We start from the raw sequence: 16626 nt of genomic DNA on the forward strand, positions 1-16626 counted from the left end.
GATCGCGGATCATAGAGGAGTTTCTAGGACACCTGGGACTTCGGCGCCTTCCAGGTGTTGCAGCCGCCCGCCGACTCGGTGTCGTAGCCGCGCTTGAGCCAGCGCCCGATGTTCGCGGCCTTTCCATGGGACTTCTCGGCCCAGCCCTCCACCTCCACGCCGATGGCGGACAGGTCGAGGCCGGTGCCGCTGTTCTTGACGTAGTAGGCGAACTCGGTCTCCTTGCGGCCCAGGGAGTGCCAGACGCTGCCGGTGAACACGCCCGACAGGCACTCCGCCTGCAACTCGAACCGCCGGGCCTCGTCGAGCACCCGGGCCTCGTTCTTGCCGTTGTACTCCGTCAGGGCGTCGAACATGCCGGTGAGGTGCTGGACGTGGTGGCCGTACTCGTGAGCCAGGACCAGCATCAGGATCAGGTCGGTGGGCTCCTCGACGAGTCGCGGGCTCACCCAATAGGTGATCTTGTTGTTGGCCGTGCAGTAGAGCGCCTGCACACCCGCCGGGAACTTGCCGCACCCGGTCTTCGCGCCGGGCTTGGTGATCACCTGCAGTCCGGGCTTGCTGAACGTGTGGCCCGCCTGCTTGATCCTGGGTTCCCAGGCGGCGTTGAGGCAGTCGAGGACCACGTCCAGATAGCCCTTGACCTCCTCCACGCTCCCGGACCGCACCGCCGGCTCCTCACAGGTGTCGAAGCCCAGCTTGCCCGTCTTGTAGAGCGGGTTCTTCGTCAGGACGGGCTTGTACGCGGGCGCGGCGGCCGCGTGCGCCGTGCCGCCCAGGAGCAGGCTCGCCAGGGCGCCTGCCACGAGCGCCGATCGGGGGATACGCATGAGACGGCACCCTAGTGAAGCGGGGACCCCAGGTAAAGGACGATCAAAGTGTCTTCCGCGGTGAGACGGACCAGGTGTTGCACGCGCCCGGGGTGCCGCGGTTGAAGCCGCGCTTCATCCAGGCCGCCTGCGTGGGCCCCCTGCCGTGGTCGTTCTGGGGCCAGCCCTTGGCGCCGTTCTTCTTGAACCAGTCGACGGTGTACGCCCAGTCCTCCTCGGTGACCAGCTCCGTCCCCCTCATCGTGCTCATGAAGACCGCCGAGAAGCACTCGGCCTGTAGCTCGGAGTTGCGGGACAGCTGCAGGCGCCTGGCCTTGCCCGCCATGGACCTGACCAGCCAGTAGTAGTCCCAGATGCCGGAGATCTGCTGGATGTGGTGGCCGTACTCGTGGGCGACCAGGCGGGTGATGCCCAGCGGGAACGGGTTGCGCACCTGGTCCTTGCTGATCATCAGGTACATCGTGCGGTCGGTGGAGCAGTAGACCGCGTCGGCGCCGGCGTTCCACGAGCCGCACGGCGTCTTGACCTTGCGGGTGATGATGCGCAGCCGCGGTTTGCTGAAGGGCATCCCGGCCTTGCGGAACTGGGCGCCCCACGCCTTGTTGAGGCAGGTGGTCACGCGGATGAGGAACCGCCGGTACGCGCTCATGCTCCCGGCGGGCAGCGCGCCCGGCGCGCAGTTCACGTCGGCCAGGCGACCGGTCCGGTAGAGCGGGTTCGCCGTCGCCAGTGACTTGCCGGGCACGGGCGCCCCCTTGCCGGAGGCCCTGGCGGGCGGGGACGCCTGCTGCTGGGCCTCGTTCCCCGGCGCCGTCGAGGTGGTGGCCATGTCGGCCAGCACGATGACCAAACCGGCCGCTGCCAGGGCAAGAGCCAGCATGCCCGCCACAAGCGCCAGGAGTTTACTTTTGGGGACGGAGTTCATAGGTATCGAAAGAGTAGGTCAAGATCGGACATATGTGGGGGGATTTGACTCGATGGAGTCAATGAGGCAGCAGCGAACTAGACTCGGACCGTCGGCGTACAAAAGCAGAGGGGAGTCGGATCCGTGAGCGGGTTGCTGGGCTCGATCAAGGGACCGCACGACGTCAAACGGCTGGCTGTCGAGGAGTTGCCGCGGCTGGCGGGGGAGATCCGTGATCTGCTCGTCGACTCGTGCGCGAGGTTCGGCGGGCATCTGGGGCCCAACCTGGGTGTCGTCGAGCTCACCATCGCGGTGCACCGCGTCTTCGACTCCCCGGACGACCCCGTCATCTGGGACACCGGGCACCAGTCGTACGTGCACAAACTGCTGACCGGCAGGCTCGCCGGCTTCGAGGCGCTCAAGCAGGAGGGCGGCCTGTCGGGCTATCCGAGCCAGGCCGAGTCCGAGCACGACTTCGTCGAGAACTCCCACGCCTCGACCGCGCTGTCCTACGCCGACGGCCTGGCCAAGGCGTTCAAGGTGCGCGGCGAGCGCGACCGCACGGTCGTGGCGGTGATCGGCGACGGCGCGCTGACCGGCGGCATGGCCTGGGAGGCGCTCAACAACATCGCCGCCGCCAAGGACCTGCCGGTCGTCATGGTCGTCAACGACAACGGCCGCTCCTACTCACCCACGATCGGCGGCCTGGCCTCCCACCTGTCCTCGCTGCGCGTCAACCGCCGCTACGAGGACATGCTCGAATACGTCAAGGACAAGCTGGGGAACGTTCCCGTCCTCTACGACGCCCTGCACGGCTTCAAGAAGGGCGTCAAGGACGTCCTGGCGCCGCAGGCCATGTTCGAGGACCTCGGGCTGAAATACGTCGGCCCCATCGACGGCCACGACGAGCAGGCCATGGAGGCGGCGCTGCGCAAGGCCCGCGACTTCCGCGGCCCCGTCATCGTCCACGCGCTCACCCAGAAGGGCCGCGGCTACACCCCCGCCGAGAACCACGACGAGGACCAGTTCCACCAGACCGGCGCCTTCGACCGCGCCACGGGCGTGGGCAAGCCCAAGCCGCGCATCTGGACCGACGTGTTCGGCGAGGAGCTGGTCCGGCTCGGCAAGGAGCGCGACGACCTCGTGGCGATCACCGCGGCCATGCTGCACCCGACGGGCCTCAACGCCTTCTCCGAGGCGTTCCCCGAGCGCATCTACGACGTCGGCATCGCCGAGCAGCACGCGCTGACCAGCGCCGCCGGGCTGGCGCTCGGCGGCATGCACCCGGTGGTGGCCGTCTACGCCACATTCCTCAACCGCGCCTTCGACCAGCTCCTCATGGACGTCGCCCTGCACCGGCTGCCCGTCACCGTGGTGCTCGACCGGGCGGGCGTCACGGGCGACGACGGCGCCAGCCACAACGGCATGTGGGACCTGTCCATCCTCCAGGTGGTCCCCGGCCTGCGCATCGCGGTGCCGCGCGACGGCGACCGGGTGACCGAGCTGCTGCGCGAGGCCGTCGACGTCACCGAGGGTCCCACGGTGCTGCGCTTCCCCAAGGGCCCGGTCGCCGAGCCGCTGGAGGCGGTGGGCAGGCTGGGCGAGATGGACCTTCTGCGCGCCCCCGCGGGCGAGCCCGACGTGCTGCTGGTCGGCGTCGGCCCGATGGCCCAGGTCTGCATGGACGCGGCTGTGCTGCTCGACGCCCAGGGCATCGCGGCCACCGTGGTCGACCCCCGCTGGGTCAAGCCGCTCGACGAGGCGCTGGTGCTGGCCGCGAGCGCCCACAAGCTGGTCGCCGTCGTCGAGGACAACGGCCGCGTGGGCGCCGTGGGCGACGCGGTGGCCCGACTGCTGCGCGACGCCGACGTCGACGTGCCCGTGCGCACCTACGGCATCCCGCAGGAGTTCCTCGACCATGCCAAGCGGGCGGCCATCCTCAGCCGGATCGGCCTGACCGCCCAGGACCTCGCCCGCCAGGTCACCGAGGCCGTCGCCAAGCGGACCTCCCACGAGGAGCCCGCCCGCCGTTGAGCACCTTGCGGACCACGGCGGTGATCGCCAGCACGGCGATCACCGCCGCGACCGCCACCGGGGGCAGCCACTCCGCGTGCCGCCGCGCCACGTGGCCCGCGACCGCGCCCAGGGTCACGTAGGCGCTCACCCAGGCGGTGCTGCCAAGCATCGCCCACCTCATGAAGTGGCCGTACGGCATCCCGACCGTGCCCGCCACGGCCGGTGTCAGCGCGTGCAGCACCGGCAGGAAGTACGCCAGCGCCAGCGCCCACCCGCTCCGCTCGAACAACCGCTCCGCCCGTTCCCAGCGCTCCTCGCCGACCCGCCGCCCCAGCCTGCTGTGCCGCAGCCGGGCGCCGTAGCGGCGGCCGAGGAAGTGGCCGCCGGAGGCGCCCGCGAAGCAGGCCAGCACGCCCGTGCCGATCAGCGCCAGCACCTCTCCCGCGCTCCGCGCGGTGGCGCCCGCGACGAGCAGCACGCCGTCGCCCGGCACGACCAGGCCGATCCCCACCGAGGCGTCCAGCGTCAGGAAGACCATCAGCAGTCCGGCCACCACGGAGAGGTCCTGCCCGGCGAGGGCGTCGAGCGCGGTATCGAACATGGTCCCTGCCTGCTACCCAGCTCAGGCCGCTCCACCGGGATCATCCCTGGTCCCGACCGGTAAGCGCATGATCACTTAGGGTATGGGAAGGATCACGGGCGTGGAGATCTTTCGCACCAAGAGTGTCGAGCAGTCCATCCGCGACACCGAAGCCCCCGAGCACCAGCTGCGCAAGCGCCTGACCGCCACCGACCTGACCGTCTTCGGCATCGGCGTGATCGTCGGCACCGGGATCTTCGTCCTCACGGGCCAGGTGGCCAAGGAGGTGGCGGGGCCCGCGGTGGCGGTCTCGTTCGTGGTGGCGGGCGTCGTCTGCGGGCTCGCGGCCCTGTGCTACGCCGAGTTCGCCTCCACGATCCCCGTCGCCGGGTCGGCCTACACCTTCTCCTTCGCCACCCTCGGCGAGTTCCCCGCGTGGGTGATCGGCTGGGACCTGACCCTGGAGCTGGCGCTGGCCGCGGCCGTGGTGGCGGTCGGCTGGTCGGGCTACTTCGCCTCGCTGCTGTCGTCCGTCGGCATCCACCTGCCGGCCTCCATCGCGGGCGACGACCCGGTGGTGAACGTGCCCGCCGTCCTCATCGTGCTCATCCTCACCACGGTCCTGGTCACCGGGATCAAGGTGTCCTCGCGGGTCAACCTCGTCCTCGTGATCACCAAGATCGCCGTGGTGCTGCTGGTGATCGTGGCCGGGCTCTTCTTCGTCAAGGCCGCCAACTACACGCCGTTCATCCCCGAGGCGGTGTCCACGGCGCGGGTCGAGGGGCTGAAGGCGCCGCTCATCCAGGTCGTGTTCGGCGTCACGCCGGTCGCGTTCGGCGTGCTGGGCGTCTTCTCCGCCGCGGCGATCGTGTTCTTCGCCTTCATCGGCTTCGACATCGTGGCCACCGCCGCGGAGGAGACCATCGAGCCGCAGCGTGACGTGCCGCGCGGCATCCTCGGCTCCCTGGCCATCTGCACGGCCCTGTACGTCGCCGTCTCGCTCGTGGTGGTCGGCATGCAGCGCTATGACCAGCTCAGCACGTCGGCGCCGCTGTCGGACGCGTTCGTCTCGGTCGGCCAGAACTGGCTGGCCACCATCATCAGCATCGGCGCCATCGCCGGGCTGACCACGGTGGTGCTCGTGCTGCTGCTCGGCCAGACCCGGGTGCTGTTCGCGATGTGCCGCGACGGGCTGCTGCCGCGGCCGATGGCGAAGGTCGACCCGCGCTTCGGCACGCCGGCCCGGCTCACGATCACCATCGGGGTGGTCACGATGGCGCTGGCCGGGTTCGTGTCGTTCGGCGAGCTGGCCGAGCTGGTGAACATCGGCACGCTCTTCGCGTTCGTGGTGGTCTCGATCGGGGTGATGGTGCTGCGGCGCACCAGGCCGGACCTGCCGCGGGCCTTCCGGGCGCCGCTGGTGCCGGTGCTGCCGATCGCGTCCGTGCTGGCCTGCCTCTACCTCATGCTCAACCTGCCGGTGCAGACGTGGCTGAGGTTCGTGGTCTGGATGATCATCGGCGTCGTCGTCTACTTCACGTACGGCTACCGCCACAGCAGGACCGCGGCCGCCGCCCGGGCCGGGAGCGACGGCTGAGCGGGCGGGCGCGGGCACCGCGCCGGTGCGGCGCCCGGTGTGGTGCCCGCGCCCGCCCGCCCGGTCACAGCGAGAAGAGTGCTCCCGTGGCCGCCTTGACCAGGCAGTCGTTGCCGAAGACCTTGCCCCAGCGCACGGTCCTGCCGTACCAGCGGCCCACCACGGCCACGGCGTGTGGCCGCAGTTCCTTCGTGCAGACCGCGTCGGGGTCGAGGTTGAGCCGCTCGGGATACCCATGGACCCCCGCCAGCAGCCGGCAGGCCGCGCGCGCGTTCGGATGAGTGCCCCCGGCGGGCGCGCAGTTCAGCCAGGCCGTGCTCGTCGAGCCGCCCTTGACCGAATCGATGATCTTGAGCTGCGCCTTCGGGCGCGCCGCCGCCACCGCGGGCGAGGACGCGCCCAGCACGAGGACGCCGCAGAGCGTGGCGGCGCCGAGTGCTCGCATCATGGTTACCCTCCGTTCGTAGGAACGCTACCGAACGCTACGACGGAGCCGGATGCGGGTTAAGGAGACCCGCCGGGGCCTTCCGGAGATCAGGGCATCGAGGCGACGCCCGGCGCGAGGAACCGCGGCGAGGCGACGCCGGTCCTGTCCAGGTACGGGGTGATTCCGCCCAGATGGAACGGCCAGCCGGCGCCGAGGATCATGCACAGGTCGATGTCCTGCGGCGCGGCGACCACGCCGTCGTCCAGCATGATGCGGATCTCCCTGGCCAGTGCGGCCAGGACGCGCTCGCGTACCTGCTCGGCGGTGGACGGCGCGGAGCCGCCGGAGAAGACGGCGACCGCCTCGGGGTCGAGCGTGAAGTCGGGACGGTAGACGCCCGGCTTGCCGGTGGCGACCAGCTTGGCCATGTTCTCCGAGACCCCGAACCGGTCGGGGAAGGCGTCGTGCAGCGTCTCGGCCACGTGCAGGCCCACGGCCGGGCCGACGAGCTGCAGCAGCGCGAACGGCGTCATGGGCAGCCCGAGCCCGTCCAGCGCGTGCTCGGCCACCTCCAGCGGGGTGCCCTCGTCCACGGCCGCCACGACCTCACCCATGAAACAGGTCAGCAGGCGGTTGACCACGAACGCGGGGGCGTCCTTGACCAGCACCGACGACTTCTTCAGCGCCTTGCCCACGGCGAACGCCGTGGCGAGCGTGGCGTCGTCCGTCGCGGCGCCGCGGACGATCTCCAGCAGCGGCATGACGGCGACCGGGTTGAAGAAGTGGAACCCGACCAGCCGCCCGGGATGCCGCAGCTCCGCGCCCATCTCGGTCACCGACAGCGAGGAGGTGTTCGTGGCCAGCACGCACTCGGCCGGGACCACGGCCTCCACCTCGGCGAACACCTGCTTCTTGACCGCCAGGTCCTCGAACACGGCCTCGATCACGAAGTCGGCGTCGGCGAAGGCGTCCTTGGTCAGCGACCCGGTGACGAGCCCCTTGAGCCGGTTGGCCTGGTCGGGCGAGACGCGGCCCTTGCCCAGCAGCTTGTCGACCTCGGCGTGCACGTACCCGACGCCCTTGTCGAGCCTGGCCTGGTCGAGGTCGGTCAGCACGACCGGCACCTCCAGGCGGCGGGCGAACAGCAGCGCCATCTGCGAGGCCATCAGCCCGGCGCCCACCACGCCGACCTTGGTGACCTTGCGGGCCAGCGAGGCGTCCGGCGCGCCCGCCGGCCGCTTGGCGCGGCGCTGCACCAGGTCGAACGCGTAGAGCCCGGCCCGCAGCTCGTCGCCCGTCAGCAGGTCGGCCAGCGCCTCGTCCTCGGCGGCGAAGCCCTCGTCACGGGAGGCCGTGCGGGCCAGGGCGATCAGGTCGAGCGCGCGGTAGGGGGCGGGCGCGGCGCCGCGCAGCTTCATGTCCACCAGGAACCGCGCGTCGCCGACCGCCTTGTCCCAGTCCTCGTCGCGCGCCGGCCGCTCGACGGGCCGCTCCACTGGCACCTCGCCGTTGACCACGCGGGCGGCCCAGCGCAGCGACTCCTCCAGGAAGTCGGCCGGCTCGAACATCGCGTCCGCGACGCCCAGCTCGTACGCCTCCCTGCCCTTGATCATGCGGTTCTGGGCCAGCGGGTTCTCGACGATCAGCCTGATCGCGGCCGCCGGGCCGATGAGGCGGGGGAGCAGCTGCGTGCCGCCCCAGCCCGGCACCAGGCCGAGGGAGCACTCCGGCAGCGCCACGGCGGGCACGCCGGAGGAGATCGTCCGGTACGAGCAGTGCAGCGCCACCTCCAGCCCGCCGCCCATCGCGGCGCCGTTCACGAACGCGAACGACGGGATCGGCAGCTCGCCCAGCCTGCGGAAGACGTGGTGGCCGAGCGCGCCGATGGCGAGGGCCTCCTCGCGCGTGGTCAGCGCGGCAGCGCCCTTGAGGTCGGCGCCGACGGCGAAGATGAACGGCTTGCCCGTCACGCCCACCGCGGCCAGGTCGGTGCGCTCGGCGATCTCCGCCAGCGCGCCGTTGAGCGCGAACAGGCCGTGCGGGCCGAACGTGTTGGGCTTGGTGTGGTCGAAGCCGTTGTCCAGGGTGATCAGCGCCATCGTGCCCGCGCCGTAGGGCAGTTGCACGTCGCGCACCAGCGCCTTGGTGACCACCTCGTCGGTGGCGCGCTCGGCCAGCAGCGACCGCCAGGTCTCGATGTCGCTCATGCCAGGTTCTCCCAGATCACAGTGCCGCCCATGCCCATGCCGACGCACATGGTGGTGATGCCGTACCGCACGTCGGGGCGCTCGCCGAACTGCCGCGCCAGCTGCGTCATCAGCCGCACGCCCGAGGAGGCCAGCGGGTGGCCGTAGGCGATCGCGCCGCCGTACTGGTTCACGCGCGGGTCGTCGTCGGCGATCCCGAAGTGGTCGAGGAAGGCCAGCACCTGTACGGCGAACGCCTCGTTGATCTCGACCAGCCCGATGTCGGAGATGCCGAGGCCCGCCAGCCGCAGCGCCCGCTCCGTGGACGGGATCGGCCCCACGCCCATCACCTCGGGGTCCACGCCCGCGAACGCGTAGGAGACGAGCCGCATCTTCGCGCCCAGCCCCAGCTCCTCGGCCACCTCCCTGGCGGCCACGACGCAGCCGGTGGCGCCGTCGTTGATGCCGGAGGAGTTGCCCGCCGTGACGTTGCCATGGGGCCTGAACGGCGTCTTCAGGCCGCTCAGCCCCTCCATCGTGGTGCCCGGCCGCGGCGCCTCGTCCTCGACGGCGAGCCCCCAGCCCTTCTCGGCCGTCCTGATCGCGGTCGGCACCAGGTCGGGCTGGATCTTGCCGTCGGCGTACGCCTTGGCGGCCCGCTCCTGCGACAGCACCGCGTACGCGTCCGCGCGCCGCTTGGTGATCTCGGGGTGGCGGTCGTGCAGGTTCTCCGCCGTCATGCCCATGACCAGCGCGCTCGGGTCGACCAGCTTCTCCGACAGGAAGCGCGGGTTCGGGTCGACGCCCTCGCCCATCGGGTGGCGGCCCATGTGCTCGACGCCGCCCGCGATGGCCACGTCGTACGCGCCGAACGCGATGCCGCCCGCGACCGTCGTGACCGCGGTCATCGCGCCCGCGCACATGCGGTCGATGGCGTAGCCGGGCACGCTCTTCGGCAGCCCGGCCAGCACCGCCGCCGCCCGGCCGATGGTCAGTCCCTGGTCGCCGATCTGCGTGGTCGCGGCGATGGCGACCTCGTCCACGCGCTCAGGGGGCAGTTGGGGATTGCGCCTGATGAGCTCGCGGATGACACGGACGACCAGGTCGTCCGCGCGGGTCTCCGCGTACAGCCCCTTCGGCCCCGACCGGCCGAAAGGCGTGCGCACGCCGTCGACGAACACGACGTCACGAGAGGAAGGCACGGGTTCGCTCCTCCTTGGTGGATGGGTTCCGTGCCTATGCTACTCGTCAGTAACTACTCCGCAGACGAGCGCCGCGGTCAGCAACGCGTAAACGATGCCCGTGGCCGGCTCCCAGAGGTGGGCGCGGGCTCCGACCAGGGCCGCGACCGCGACGGCCGCGCCCGCCCAGAGCGCCGCGCCCTCCCTCGGGCGCGCGGCCGGGCCGGGGTCCCACGGATCGCCAGGTGATCCGCCCGACCGCAGCCGACGCGCCAGCATCCCCACCGCGTCACGTGCCCACCACAGCGCGAACGACACCCCCACCGCGACACTGACCACCGCGAGCGCCTCGGCGATCCAGCTCAGGACGTCGGCGAAGGAGTCGAGGGCGGCCTGGCGGAAGAAGCGCGGCGCGGTCCAGCCGAGCAGCAGCGTCACCGCCCAGCAGCCGGCCACCGCCAGCCGGGTGAAGGGGCGGGCCCGGCCCGAGTGGACGACGGCGTACAGCTCGCGCTCCCGCTCGCGGACGAGCCGGGCACGGGCGCCCCACGCGTACTGGGTGATGGCCAGCGCGGGCAGCGCCACCACGAACACCGCCAGCGACAGCACGGCCAGCGGCAGCGCCTGCTCCCTGCTCTGCGCCCGGTCGGCGAGCAGCTGCGCTGAGGTCAGCAGCGCGAGCGAGGCGGACAGCGCGACGAAGGCCCGGCGGCGGGCGGTCCTGGCGCGGGCCCGCAGCCCGGCCAGTTCCTGAGCGCCTGGAGGGGGCGCCATCTCGGTCAGCAACATGAATGTCATGATGGCGTCACAGCGCGTAGCGGCGCCCCTGATTCGCGTGCTTTGGATGGAGCCATCGCCGGCACGGAAGAGTGGCAGTCCAGTGCATTGCGGCGGCCCCCTGGATCGCGCCAGATTCCTGGAATCACAGGTTTTCTCACTACACTGCGCGTCACCGCGAGAGGAATGCGTTTCTCTTGTTCAGGTCTCTTGGTTAGGTCTCTTGGTTCTGGTCGGGCGGAGGGAGGCGTGTGAGGCAGGGCACGAGGGAGGCGGTGGACTCCTCGCCCCGGCGCAGGAGCCGCGCGCCGCGCCGCCGACGGATCTCGGTGATGGGCTGGGCCGGCATCGGGCTGACGTTCGTGCTGGTGGCCGTCTCGCTGGGGGCGTACGGCTACTACCGCTACATCGAGAGCGGGATCCACCGCGAGCCCATCGACCCCGGCGCCAGCCGTCCGCCGGAGACCGGCGCCCTCAACGTGCTGCTCGTCGGCTCCGACTCGCGCGGCGGCGCCAACAAGAAGTACGGGCCCTACCTCCAGAACGACGGCGAGCGCACCGACACGATCATGTTGCTGCACATCTCCCCGAACCGGGACAAGGCCATCATGATCAGCTTCCCGCGTGACTCGATGGTCCAGATCCCCGAGTGCAAGAGCCGCGCCGGCCAGCTGGTTCCCGCCGGCGTGCGCCAGATCAACTCCGCCTTCAACGAGGGCGGCATCAACTGCACGATCAAGACCCTCGAGTCGCTCACCAACATCAAGATCAATCACTTCGTGAAGGTCGACTTCACCGGCTTCAAGGGCATCATCGACGCCATCGGCGGCATCGAGATCTGCCTGCCCAAGGCCGTCAACGACCCCAAGTCCAAGCTGGTGCTCAGCGCCGGCAGGCACGTGGTGACCGGCGAGCAGGCCCTCGGCTACGTCCGCACCCGCTACGCGCTGGGCGACGGCAGCGACCTGAGCCGGATCCAGCGCCAGCAGGTCTTCCTCACCAAGGTGATGGAGAAGGTCACCGACGGCGGCCTGCTCACCGACCCCGGCAAGCTGAACGGGTTCCTGCAGGCGGCCGCCGCGGCCGTCACCGTGGACAGCGAGCTGACGCTCGACCGGATGCTGGACATCGCCAACAGCGTCAAGGGCCTGACGGCCAAGGAGCTCAAGGGCATCACCGTGCCCGTCGAACCGTACCCGGCCGACAAGAACCGCGTGCAGTTCAGCCAGCCGGCCGCGCGCGACTTCTTCGAGCGCGTGCGCACCGACGTCGAGGTCACGCCCACCGCCGCGGCCGGCAAGCCGGCCGCGCCCAAGGTCTCCAACGACCAGGTACGCGTCCAGGTGCTCAACGGCACGGGGGAGAGCGGCAAGGCGGGACAGGTGGCCGGCGAGCTGGCCGACCAGGGGTTCGTCATCACGGGCGTCGGCAACGTCGCCGCGACGGCCAAGACCGCCATCCGGTACGCCAAGAAGGACGCGGCCGACGGGCCCGCCTACGGCGACGCGGTGGCCGCGCGGCTGTCCAAGGCGAAGAAGACGCCGGTGGCGGGCAAGGTACGGCCGCTCAACGCGCAGCCGTACGAGCCCGAGGCCGCTCCCGCCAAGATGCCGGACGGGCCGATCATCCAGCTCGTCATCGGGGCGGACTGGCCGGGGGTGCGGGTGGTGTCCACGATCCCCGACTCGCTCAAGGACAAGGTCGTCGACTCGACCACCGACCCCTGCCTCTGACGCCCTTCCGGCCCCGCTTTTCGTGTCGCTGGATGAGCACTCCTTTGCTCAGAGTGACGAATGTTACTCTACGTGATTTTAGGGAAACATGTGAAATTTCCGGACAAGTGGTGGTCGGGTCTGCTAGGAAAGGGCGGGTCGAATTCGTACTAGAGAGGTTCCATCGTGGCGCGCGACGAGAACGACAGGCCTTATGAGGATGGGCAGGGGAGGTCGTTAAACCCCGAGATGACGGGTGACGTGCTTTCCCCACGGTGGAGCACCGAGGACACCGACGAGCAGCCCGCCATCCAGGTGGTCGGCAACGAGACCTACATCCTTCCCCTTGACAAGGGCGGTGAGCCGCAGCTCATCGAGGGCCGTGACGTGCTCGGCGGCCATGACGTGCTGGACGACGGCCCGCACGACGTGCTCAGCGGCTCCGGCGCCTCGGGCGGTTCCCATGACGTGCTGGTCGCCCAGGATTTCGGCGGTCCCAGCGGCGGGCACGACCTGCTCGGCCCGGCCAGCGGCGCTCATGACGTGCTGGGCGGGGCCGGCGGCTCGCATGACGCGCTCGACGAGCGCAGCGGTCCCCACGACATGCTCGACGAGCCCAGTGGCCCGCACGGCGTGCTCGGAGAGCCCAGCAGCCCGCACCGCGACGAGGACGACAGCCCGTACCTCCCGCTGGACCGCGGCTATGACGGGGGCTTCGACGACGACCGGGAGGAGGGGCGGTCCAAGCGCGGCTTCCTCGGCTCCGGCTGGACGGACGACTCCGACGACGGGCGCTCGCGCGGCCGGTCCGGCTACGGTGACGGCGAGGGGGAGGTGCGCCGCCGTACGCGGAAACTGCTGGTGGCGGCCGCCGCGGTGGTCATGGTCGGCGTGGGCGCCGGCTTCCTGCTCACCGGCAACTCCTCCGACGACCCCTGCTCGGCAGGCCAGTGCGCCAGCGCCGGCGAGGTGTCCTCCCCGTCCGAGTCCGCGCTGCCCGAGGACGAGACGCCCTACGAGGAGGAGGACACGCCCGAGCCCGTCGATTCGGACACCTCCGAGCCGGAGGAGACCGAGGCCGCAAACCCGGTCACGCCCCCGACGCGGCAGGCCAGGACCACGCGCGAGCCCTCGGCCCGGCCGACGAACACGCGCGCCGGCGAGCCCACCACCAAGACGAGCGTCAGGCCCACCCGCGCCCCGCAGAACCGGATGCAGGGCACCGACGAGGACCCGACCATCAGCCAGCGCGGCGGCACGGACCGCACCCGCGAGCCGGAGACCCGGTCGACCCAGCAGCAGCAACAACAGCAGGCGCCGCAGACCCAGGCGCCGGAGACCCAGGCGCCCGCGCCGACTCCGACGAAGGAGGAGCGCAAGGGCCTGCTGGACATCCTGTTCCCCTGGGCCTGAACCTGGCCACCTGAGTTCCACCCCGGCGGATACCGTCCGGTTCGCCCCCTGGGTCCGGTGACTGGTCTCCCGAGGTCGGATGATCGTGCTCTTCGGGCGATCGTTTCCCTGATAACGTTTGCTCGCGTCCCGGGCCCCAGAGCGTCGCGGCGGTCGCGGCCGGGACGCGAGAAGCCGTTTCCTCCGGGGAACGGGAATCACGGGGATGCGGATCCGGGCGCCGGTCTGGCAGACTTGGAAACCGCTTTCCGGGGAGGTCTCGTGGTCACGCTGGAAGACGTCGCCAGGCAGGCGGGCGTCTCGCTCGCGACCGCCTCGCGGGTGCTCAACGGCAGCACCCGCCAGGTGGGCGCCACCCTGCGGGCACGCGTCGAGCAGGCCGCCGACGAGCTGGGCTACCGCGCCAACGTCGCCGCCCAGACGCTGGCGCGCGGCGCGAGCAACGTCATCGGCATCGTCGTCCACGACCTGACCGACCCCTACTTCGCGGCGCTGGCCGACGGCGCGATGCGGGCGGCCGCGACCGAGGGCCTGCTGGTCATGGTGGGCACCACGCACCGCGACCCCGAGCAGGAGATCGCCTACGTCGCCACGCTCAACGCCCAGCGCGTGCGGGCGGTGCTGCTGGTGGGCTCGCGCGTCGCCGACCCGGACGTCACGCGGCGGCTGCGCGAGGAGCTGGCGCGCTACCAGTCGGGCGGCGGCCGTGCCGCCTGCGTGGGCCAGGACCTCCTCGGCGTCGACACCGTCGCGCCCGCCAACAAGGAGGGCGCGGCCGAGCTGGCCCGCGCGCTGGCCGGGCTCGGTCACACCCGGTTCGCCGTGCTGGCGGGGCCGCCGCACCTGGTGACGGCGGCCGACCGGTGCGCCGGTTTCGCCGGGGCGCTGGAGGAGATGGGGCTGCCCGCGCCGCAGGTGATCCACGGGCCGTTCGACCGCGACGGCGGCCATGCCGCCGCGCGGGAGGTGAAGGACGCGACCTGCGTGTTCGCGGTCAACGACGTGATGGCGGTCGGGGCGCTGGCCGCCTACCGCGAGCGCGGGGTCAGGGTGCCGGAGGACGTCTCGGTGGCCGGGTTCGACGACATCGTCACGCTGCGGGACCACGTCCCCGCCCTGACGACCGTGCGGCTGCCGCTGAAGGACATGGGAGCGCGGGCGCTGGAGCTGGCGCTGGGCGAGGAGGACGCGGTCGTGGTCGAGCAGGTGGCCGGCGAGGTCGTGCTGCGGGAGAGCGTACGGAGGCCGGTGTGAAGCTGGTGGTCAGCACGCTGGGGATGCCCGGCGACGGGCTCGACAGGGCGATCGAGATCGCGGCCGGGGGCGGCTGCCAGGGGCTGGAGCTGCGCCTGCACCCGGACACCGGGGTGCACGCCGGGCTCGACGCCGCGGGCCGGCGCTCGGTGCGGGAGCGCGTCGAACGAGCAGGTCTGGAAATTTCGGCGCTCGCCGGATATGTCGGTGTTTGTGAGCCTGGACCGGATGAACCGGTCATCGAGGCGCTGGCCGCCGACCTCAGGCTGGCCGCCGACCTCGGCGCGCCCGGCGTGCGGGTGTTCCCGCGCGGCGGCGACCCGGCCGTCGGCGCCCGCAGGCTCAAGGCGGTCTCCGGTACGGCCGCCGCGCTCGGCACGCTCGTCCTGGTCGAGACGCACGACGAGATGGCCACCGGCGCCGCCGTGGCCGCGCTGCTGGCCGAGGCGGGCAGCCCCGCGACGACCGGCGTGATCTGGGACCTGCTGCACCCCTGGCGCCACGGCGAGTCCCCGGCCGCCACGCTGGCCGCGCTGGGCCCGTACCTCTCCTACGTGCAGGTCAAGGACGCGGTCTCGGCCACCGACACCACGCCGGTGCCCATGGGGGAGGGCTCGGTGCCGCTGGAGGAGTGCGGCGAGTTGCTGCGCGGGGCCGGTTTCGGCGGATGGGTGTCGCTGGAGTGGGAGCGCACGTGGTATCCGCAGGTCGCCCCGGTCGAGGAGATTCTGCCGGGAGCGGCCGACTGGGTGCGGCGTTTCGCGGCTTAGATGCCCTTAGATAGGGGGATGCCCCCTTCTAAGCGGAACAAGGTGCTCGTCGTCGGCATGGACGGCCTCCGGTTCGACCGGCTCCAGGCCGTGGGCGCGCCCGTGCTCGACGCCCTCATGTCGACCGGCGCGTACGGCACCAGCAAGCTCCCCTACGGCGAGCCCGGCACGCCCCGCACGGAGTCGCCCGGCGAGGTCGTCCCCAAGAGCCCCGAGCCGGACGGCCGGGTCATCGCCTCCCGGACCGACTCGGGTCCCGGCTGGTCGTCGATCGCCACCGGCGTCTGGCCGGACAAGCACGGCGTCGTGGACAACAGCTTCACCAATCCTCATTTCACGAAATTTCCGGACTTCTTGAGCCGGGCGAAGGCCGCCCGCCCCGACCTGGCCACCGCCGCGTTCTTCTCCTGGACGGCCCTCCACGAGTACGGCGCGTTCGGCCCGGCGATCGACCACCGGCTCGTCCTCGACGGGTACGCCATGGGCTGGGCCGCCGCCGACGCCCAGGTCGCCGAGGCCGCCGAGCGGCACCTGGCCGGGCCAGGACCCGACGCCGCCTTCGTGTACCTCGGCGACACCGACGAGGTGGCCCACGCCCTCGACCCGCACCGCCCCGAGTACACCGCGGCCCTGCTGGCCCAGGACGCCTACCTGGGCCGCCTGCTCGACGCGGTCCGCGGGCGGGCGGCGTACCCGGACGAGAAGTGGACCGTGCTGGTCACGACCGACCACGGGCACGTGGACGAGGGCGGGCACGGCGGGACGTCGGACGAGGAGCGGACGGTGTTCGTGATCGCGAACAGGCTGGGGGAGGACCTGGGCGGCCGCGCGCTCGCCGCGCCCCGCCTGGTCGACGTGGCGCCGACGGCGCTGGACCTGCTGGGGATCGAGGCCGACCCCGGCTGGGACCTGGACGGCACCAGTTTGTTCATCAACTGTTGAATTTCTGCCGGGAAAGCGTGAGACTGTGTTCCAGGAC

The 16626-nt window shown here is 71.4% G+C and carries 14 protein-coding genes; 7 read left to right on the forward strand and 7 right to left on the reverse strand.

Annotation, left to right across the window (positions count from 1 at the left end; translation table 11 throughout):
- Positions 1-23: 23 nt before the first annotated feature.
- Entirely contained in the window at positions 24-830 is an 807-nt protein-coding gene (locus tag FH608_RS26325) for a neutral zinc metallopeptidase (RefSeq protein WP_139633285.1), read from the reverse strand.
- Positions 831-873: 43 nt separating this feature from the next.
- The gene (locus FH608_RS26330) at positions 874-1710 is read right to left on the reverse strand and encodes a neutral zinc metallopeptidase (RefSeq protein ID WP_226899912.1); all 837 of its coding nucleotides are present in this window, start codon (positions 1708-1710) and stop codon (positions 874-876) included.
- Between the two features lie 177 nt (positions 1711-1887).
- Between FH608_RS26330 and dxs the strand changes: the two genes are divergently transcribed.
- On the forward strand, positions 1888-3768 hold the full coding sequence (gene dxs / locus FH608_RS26335; protein WP_139633495.1) for a 1-deoxy-D-xylulose-5-phosphate synthase: 1881 nt from the start codon (positions 1888-1890) through the stop codon (positions 3766-3768).
- Here the strand turns inward: dxs and FH608_RS26340 are convergent.
- Complete coding sequence (locus FH608_RS26340; RefSeq protein ID WP_139633286.1) at positions 3716-4351, reverse strand: DedA family protein; 636 nt, start codon at positions 4349-4351, stop codon at positions 3716-3718. The two genes, dxs and FH608_RS26340, sit on opposite strands and share 53 nt — an antisense overlap.
- A gap of 100 nt (positions 4352-4451) precedes the next feature.
- Here FH608_RS26340 and FH608_RS26345 point away from each other — a divergent pair, with 100 nt between their 5' ends.
- The gene (locus tag FH608_RS26345; RefSeq protein ID WP_139633287.1) at positions 4452-5927 is read left to right on the forward strand and encodes an amino acid permease; all 1476 of its coding nucleotides are present in this window, start codon (positions 4452-4454) and stop codon (positions 5925-5927) included.
- 64 nt (positions 5928-5991) lie between these two features.
- On the opposite strand, the gene FH608_RS26350 is transcribed toward FH608_RS26345, so the two are convergent.
- The 4 genes from FH608_RS26350 to FH608_RS26365 all read right to left on the reverse strand — a co-directional run bounded on the left by FH608_RS26350 (position 5992) and on the right by FH608_RS26365 (position 10510).
- The gene (locus FH608_RS26350) at positions 5992-6375 is read right to left on the reverse strand and encodes an SSI family serine proteinase inhibitor (RefSeq protein WP_139633288.1); all 384 of its coding nucleotides are present in this window, start codon (positions 6373-6375) and stop codon (positions 5992-5994) included.
- Between the two features lie 86 nt (positions 6376-6461).
- Positions 6462-8561, reverse strand: a complete 2100-nt coding sequence (locus tag FH608_RS26355) for a 3-hydroxyacyl-CoA dehydrogenase NAD-binding domain-containing protein (RefSeq protein WP_139633289.1) — start codon at positions 8559-8561, stop codon at positions 6462-6464.
- Positions 8558-9721: a thiolase family protein gene (locus tag FH608_RS26360; RefSeq protein ID WP_394367705.1), complete on the reverse strand. Its 1164-nt coding sequence runs from the start codon at positions 9719-9721 to the stop codon at positions 8558-8560. The genes FH608_RS26355 and FH608_RS26360 overlap by 4 nt, the downstream gene beginning before the upstream one ends.
- Positions 9722-9781: 60 nt before the next feature.
- Complete coding sequence (locus FH608_RS26365) at positions 9782-10510, reverse strand: hypothetical protein (protein ID WP_139633291.1); 729 nt, start codon at positions 10508-10510, stop codon at positions 9782-9784.
- A 239-nt stretch (positions 10511-10749) separates the two neighbouring features.
- On the opposite strand from FH608_RS26365, the gene FH608_RS26370 reads away from it, so the two are divergent.
- The 5 genes from FH608_RS26370 to FH608_RS26390 all read left to right on the forward strand — a co-directional run bounded on the left by FH608_RS26370 (position 10750) and on the right by FH608_RS26390 (position 16589).
- A complete protein-coding gene (locus tag FH608_RS26370; RefSeq protein ID WP_226899913.1) occupies positions 10750-12231 on the forward strand; it encodes an LCP family protein in 1482 nt (493 codons plus the stop codon).
- A gap of 240 nt (positions 12232-12471) precedes the next feature.
- Positions 12472-13623: a hypothetical protein gene (locus FH608_RS26375; RefSeq protein WP_139633292.1), complete on the forward strand. Its 1152-nt coding sequence runs from the start codon at positions 12472-12474 to the stop codon at positions 13621-13623.
- Positions 13624-13884: 261 nt separating this feature from the next.
- A complete protein-coding gene (locus FH608_RS26380; RefSeq protein ID WP_139633293.1) occupies positions 13885-14877 on the forward strand; it encodes a LacI family DNA-binding transcriptional regulator in 993 nt (330 codons plus the stop codon).
- Positions 14874-15647, forward strand: coding sequence for a sugar phosphate isomerase/epimerase family protein (locus FH608_RS26385; protein ID WP_139633294.1), 774 nt, complete (start codon positions 14874-14876; stop codon positions 15645-15647). The genes FH608_RS26380 and FH608_RS26385 overlap by 4 nt, the downstream gene beginning before the upstream one ends.
- A gap of 18 nt (positions 15648-15665) precedes the next feature.
- Entirely contained in the window at positions 15666-16589 is a 924-nt protein-coding gene (locus FH608_RS26390; protein WP_226899914.1) for an alkaline phosphatase family protein, read from the forward strand.
- The last annotated feature ends 37 nt before the right edge of the window (positions 16590-16626 follow it).

Origin of the sequence: Nonomuraea phyllanthi, from assembly GCF_006334985.2 — a bacterium.
GTDB classification, from domain to species: Bacteria; Actinomycetota; Actinomycetes; order Streptosporangiales; family Streptosporangiaceae; genus Nonomuraea; species Nonomuraea phyllanthi.

What these genes read in the sequence shown, in the direction of transcription:
- FH608_RS26390 (WP_226899914.1), top strand. Translation starts at nt 15,666, where the DNA reads ATGCCCCCTTCTAAGCGGAACAAGGTGCTCGTCGTCGGCATGGACGGC.
- FH608_RS26330 (WP_226899912.1), bottom strand. Translation starts at nt 1,710, where the DNA reads ATGCTGGCTCTTGCCCTGGCAGCGGCCGGTTTGGTCATCGTGCTGGCC.
- FH608_RS26365 (WP_139633291.1), bottom strand. Translation starts at nt 10,510, where the DNA reads ATGTTGCTGACCGAGATGGCGCCCCCTCCAGGCGCTCAGGAACTGGCC.
- FH608_RS26350 (WP_139633288.1), bottom strand. Translation starts at nt 6,375, where the DNA reads ATGATGCGAGCACTCGGCGCCGCCACGCTCTGCGGCGTCCTCGTGCTG.
- FH608_RS26325 (WP_139633285.1), bottom strand. Translation starts at nt 830, where the DNA reads ATGCGTATCCCCCGATCGGCGCTCGTGGCAGGCGCCCTGGCGAGCCTG.
- FH608_RS26355 (WP_139633289.1), bottom strand. Translation starts at nt 8,561, where the DNA reads ATGAGCGACATCGAGACCTGGCGGTCGCTGCTGGCCGAGCGCGCCACC.
- FH608_RS26340 (WP_139633286.1), bottom strand. Translation starts at nt 4,351, where the DNA reads ATGTTCGATACCGCGCTCGACGCCCTCGCCGGGCAGGACCTCTCCGTG.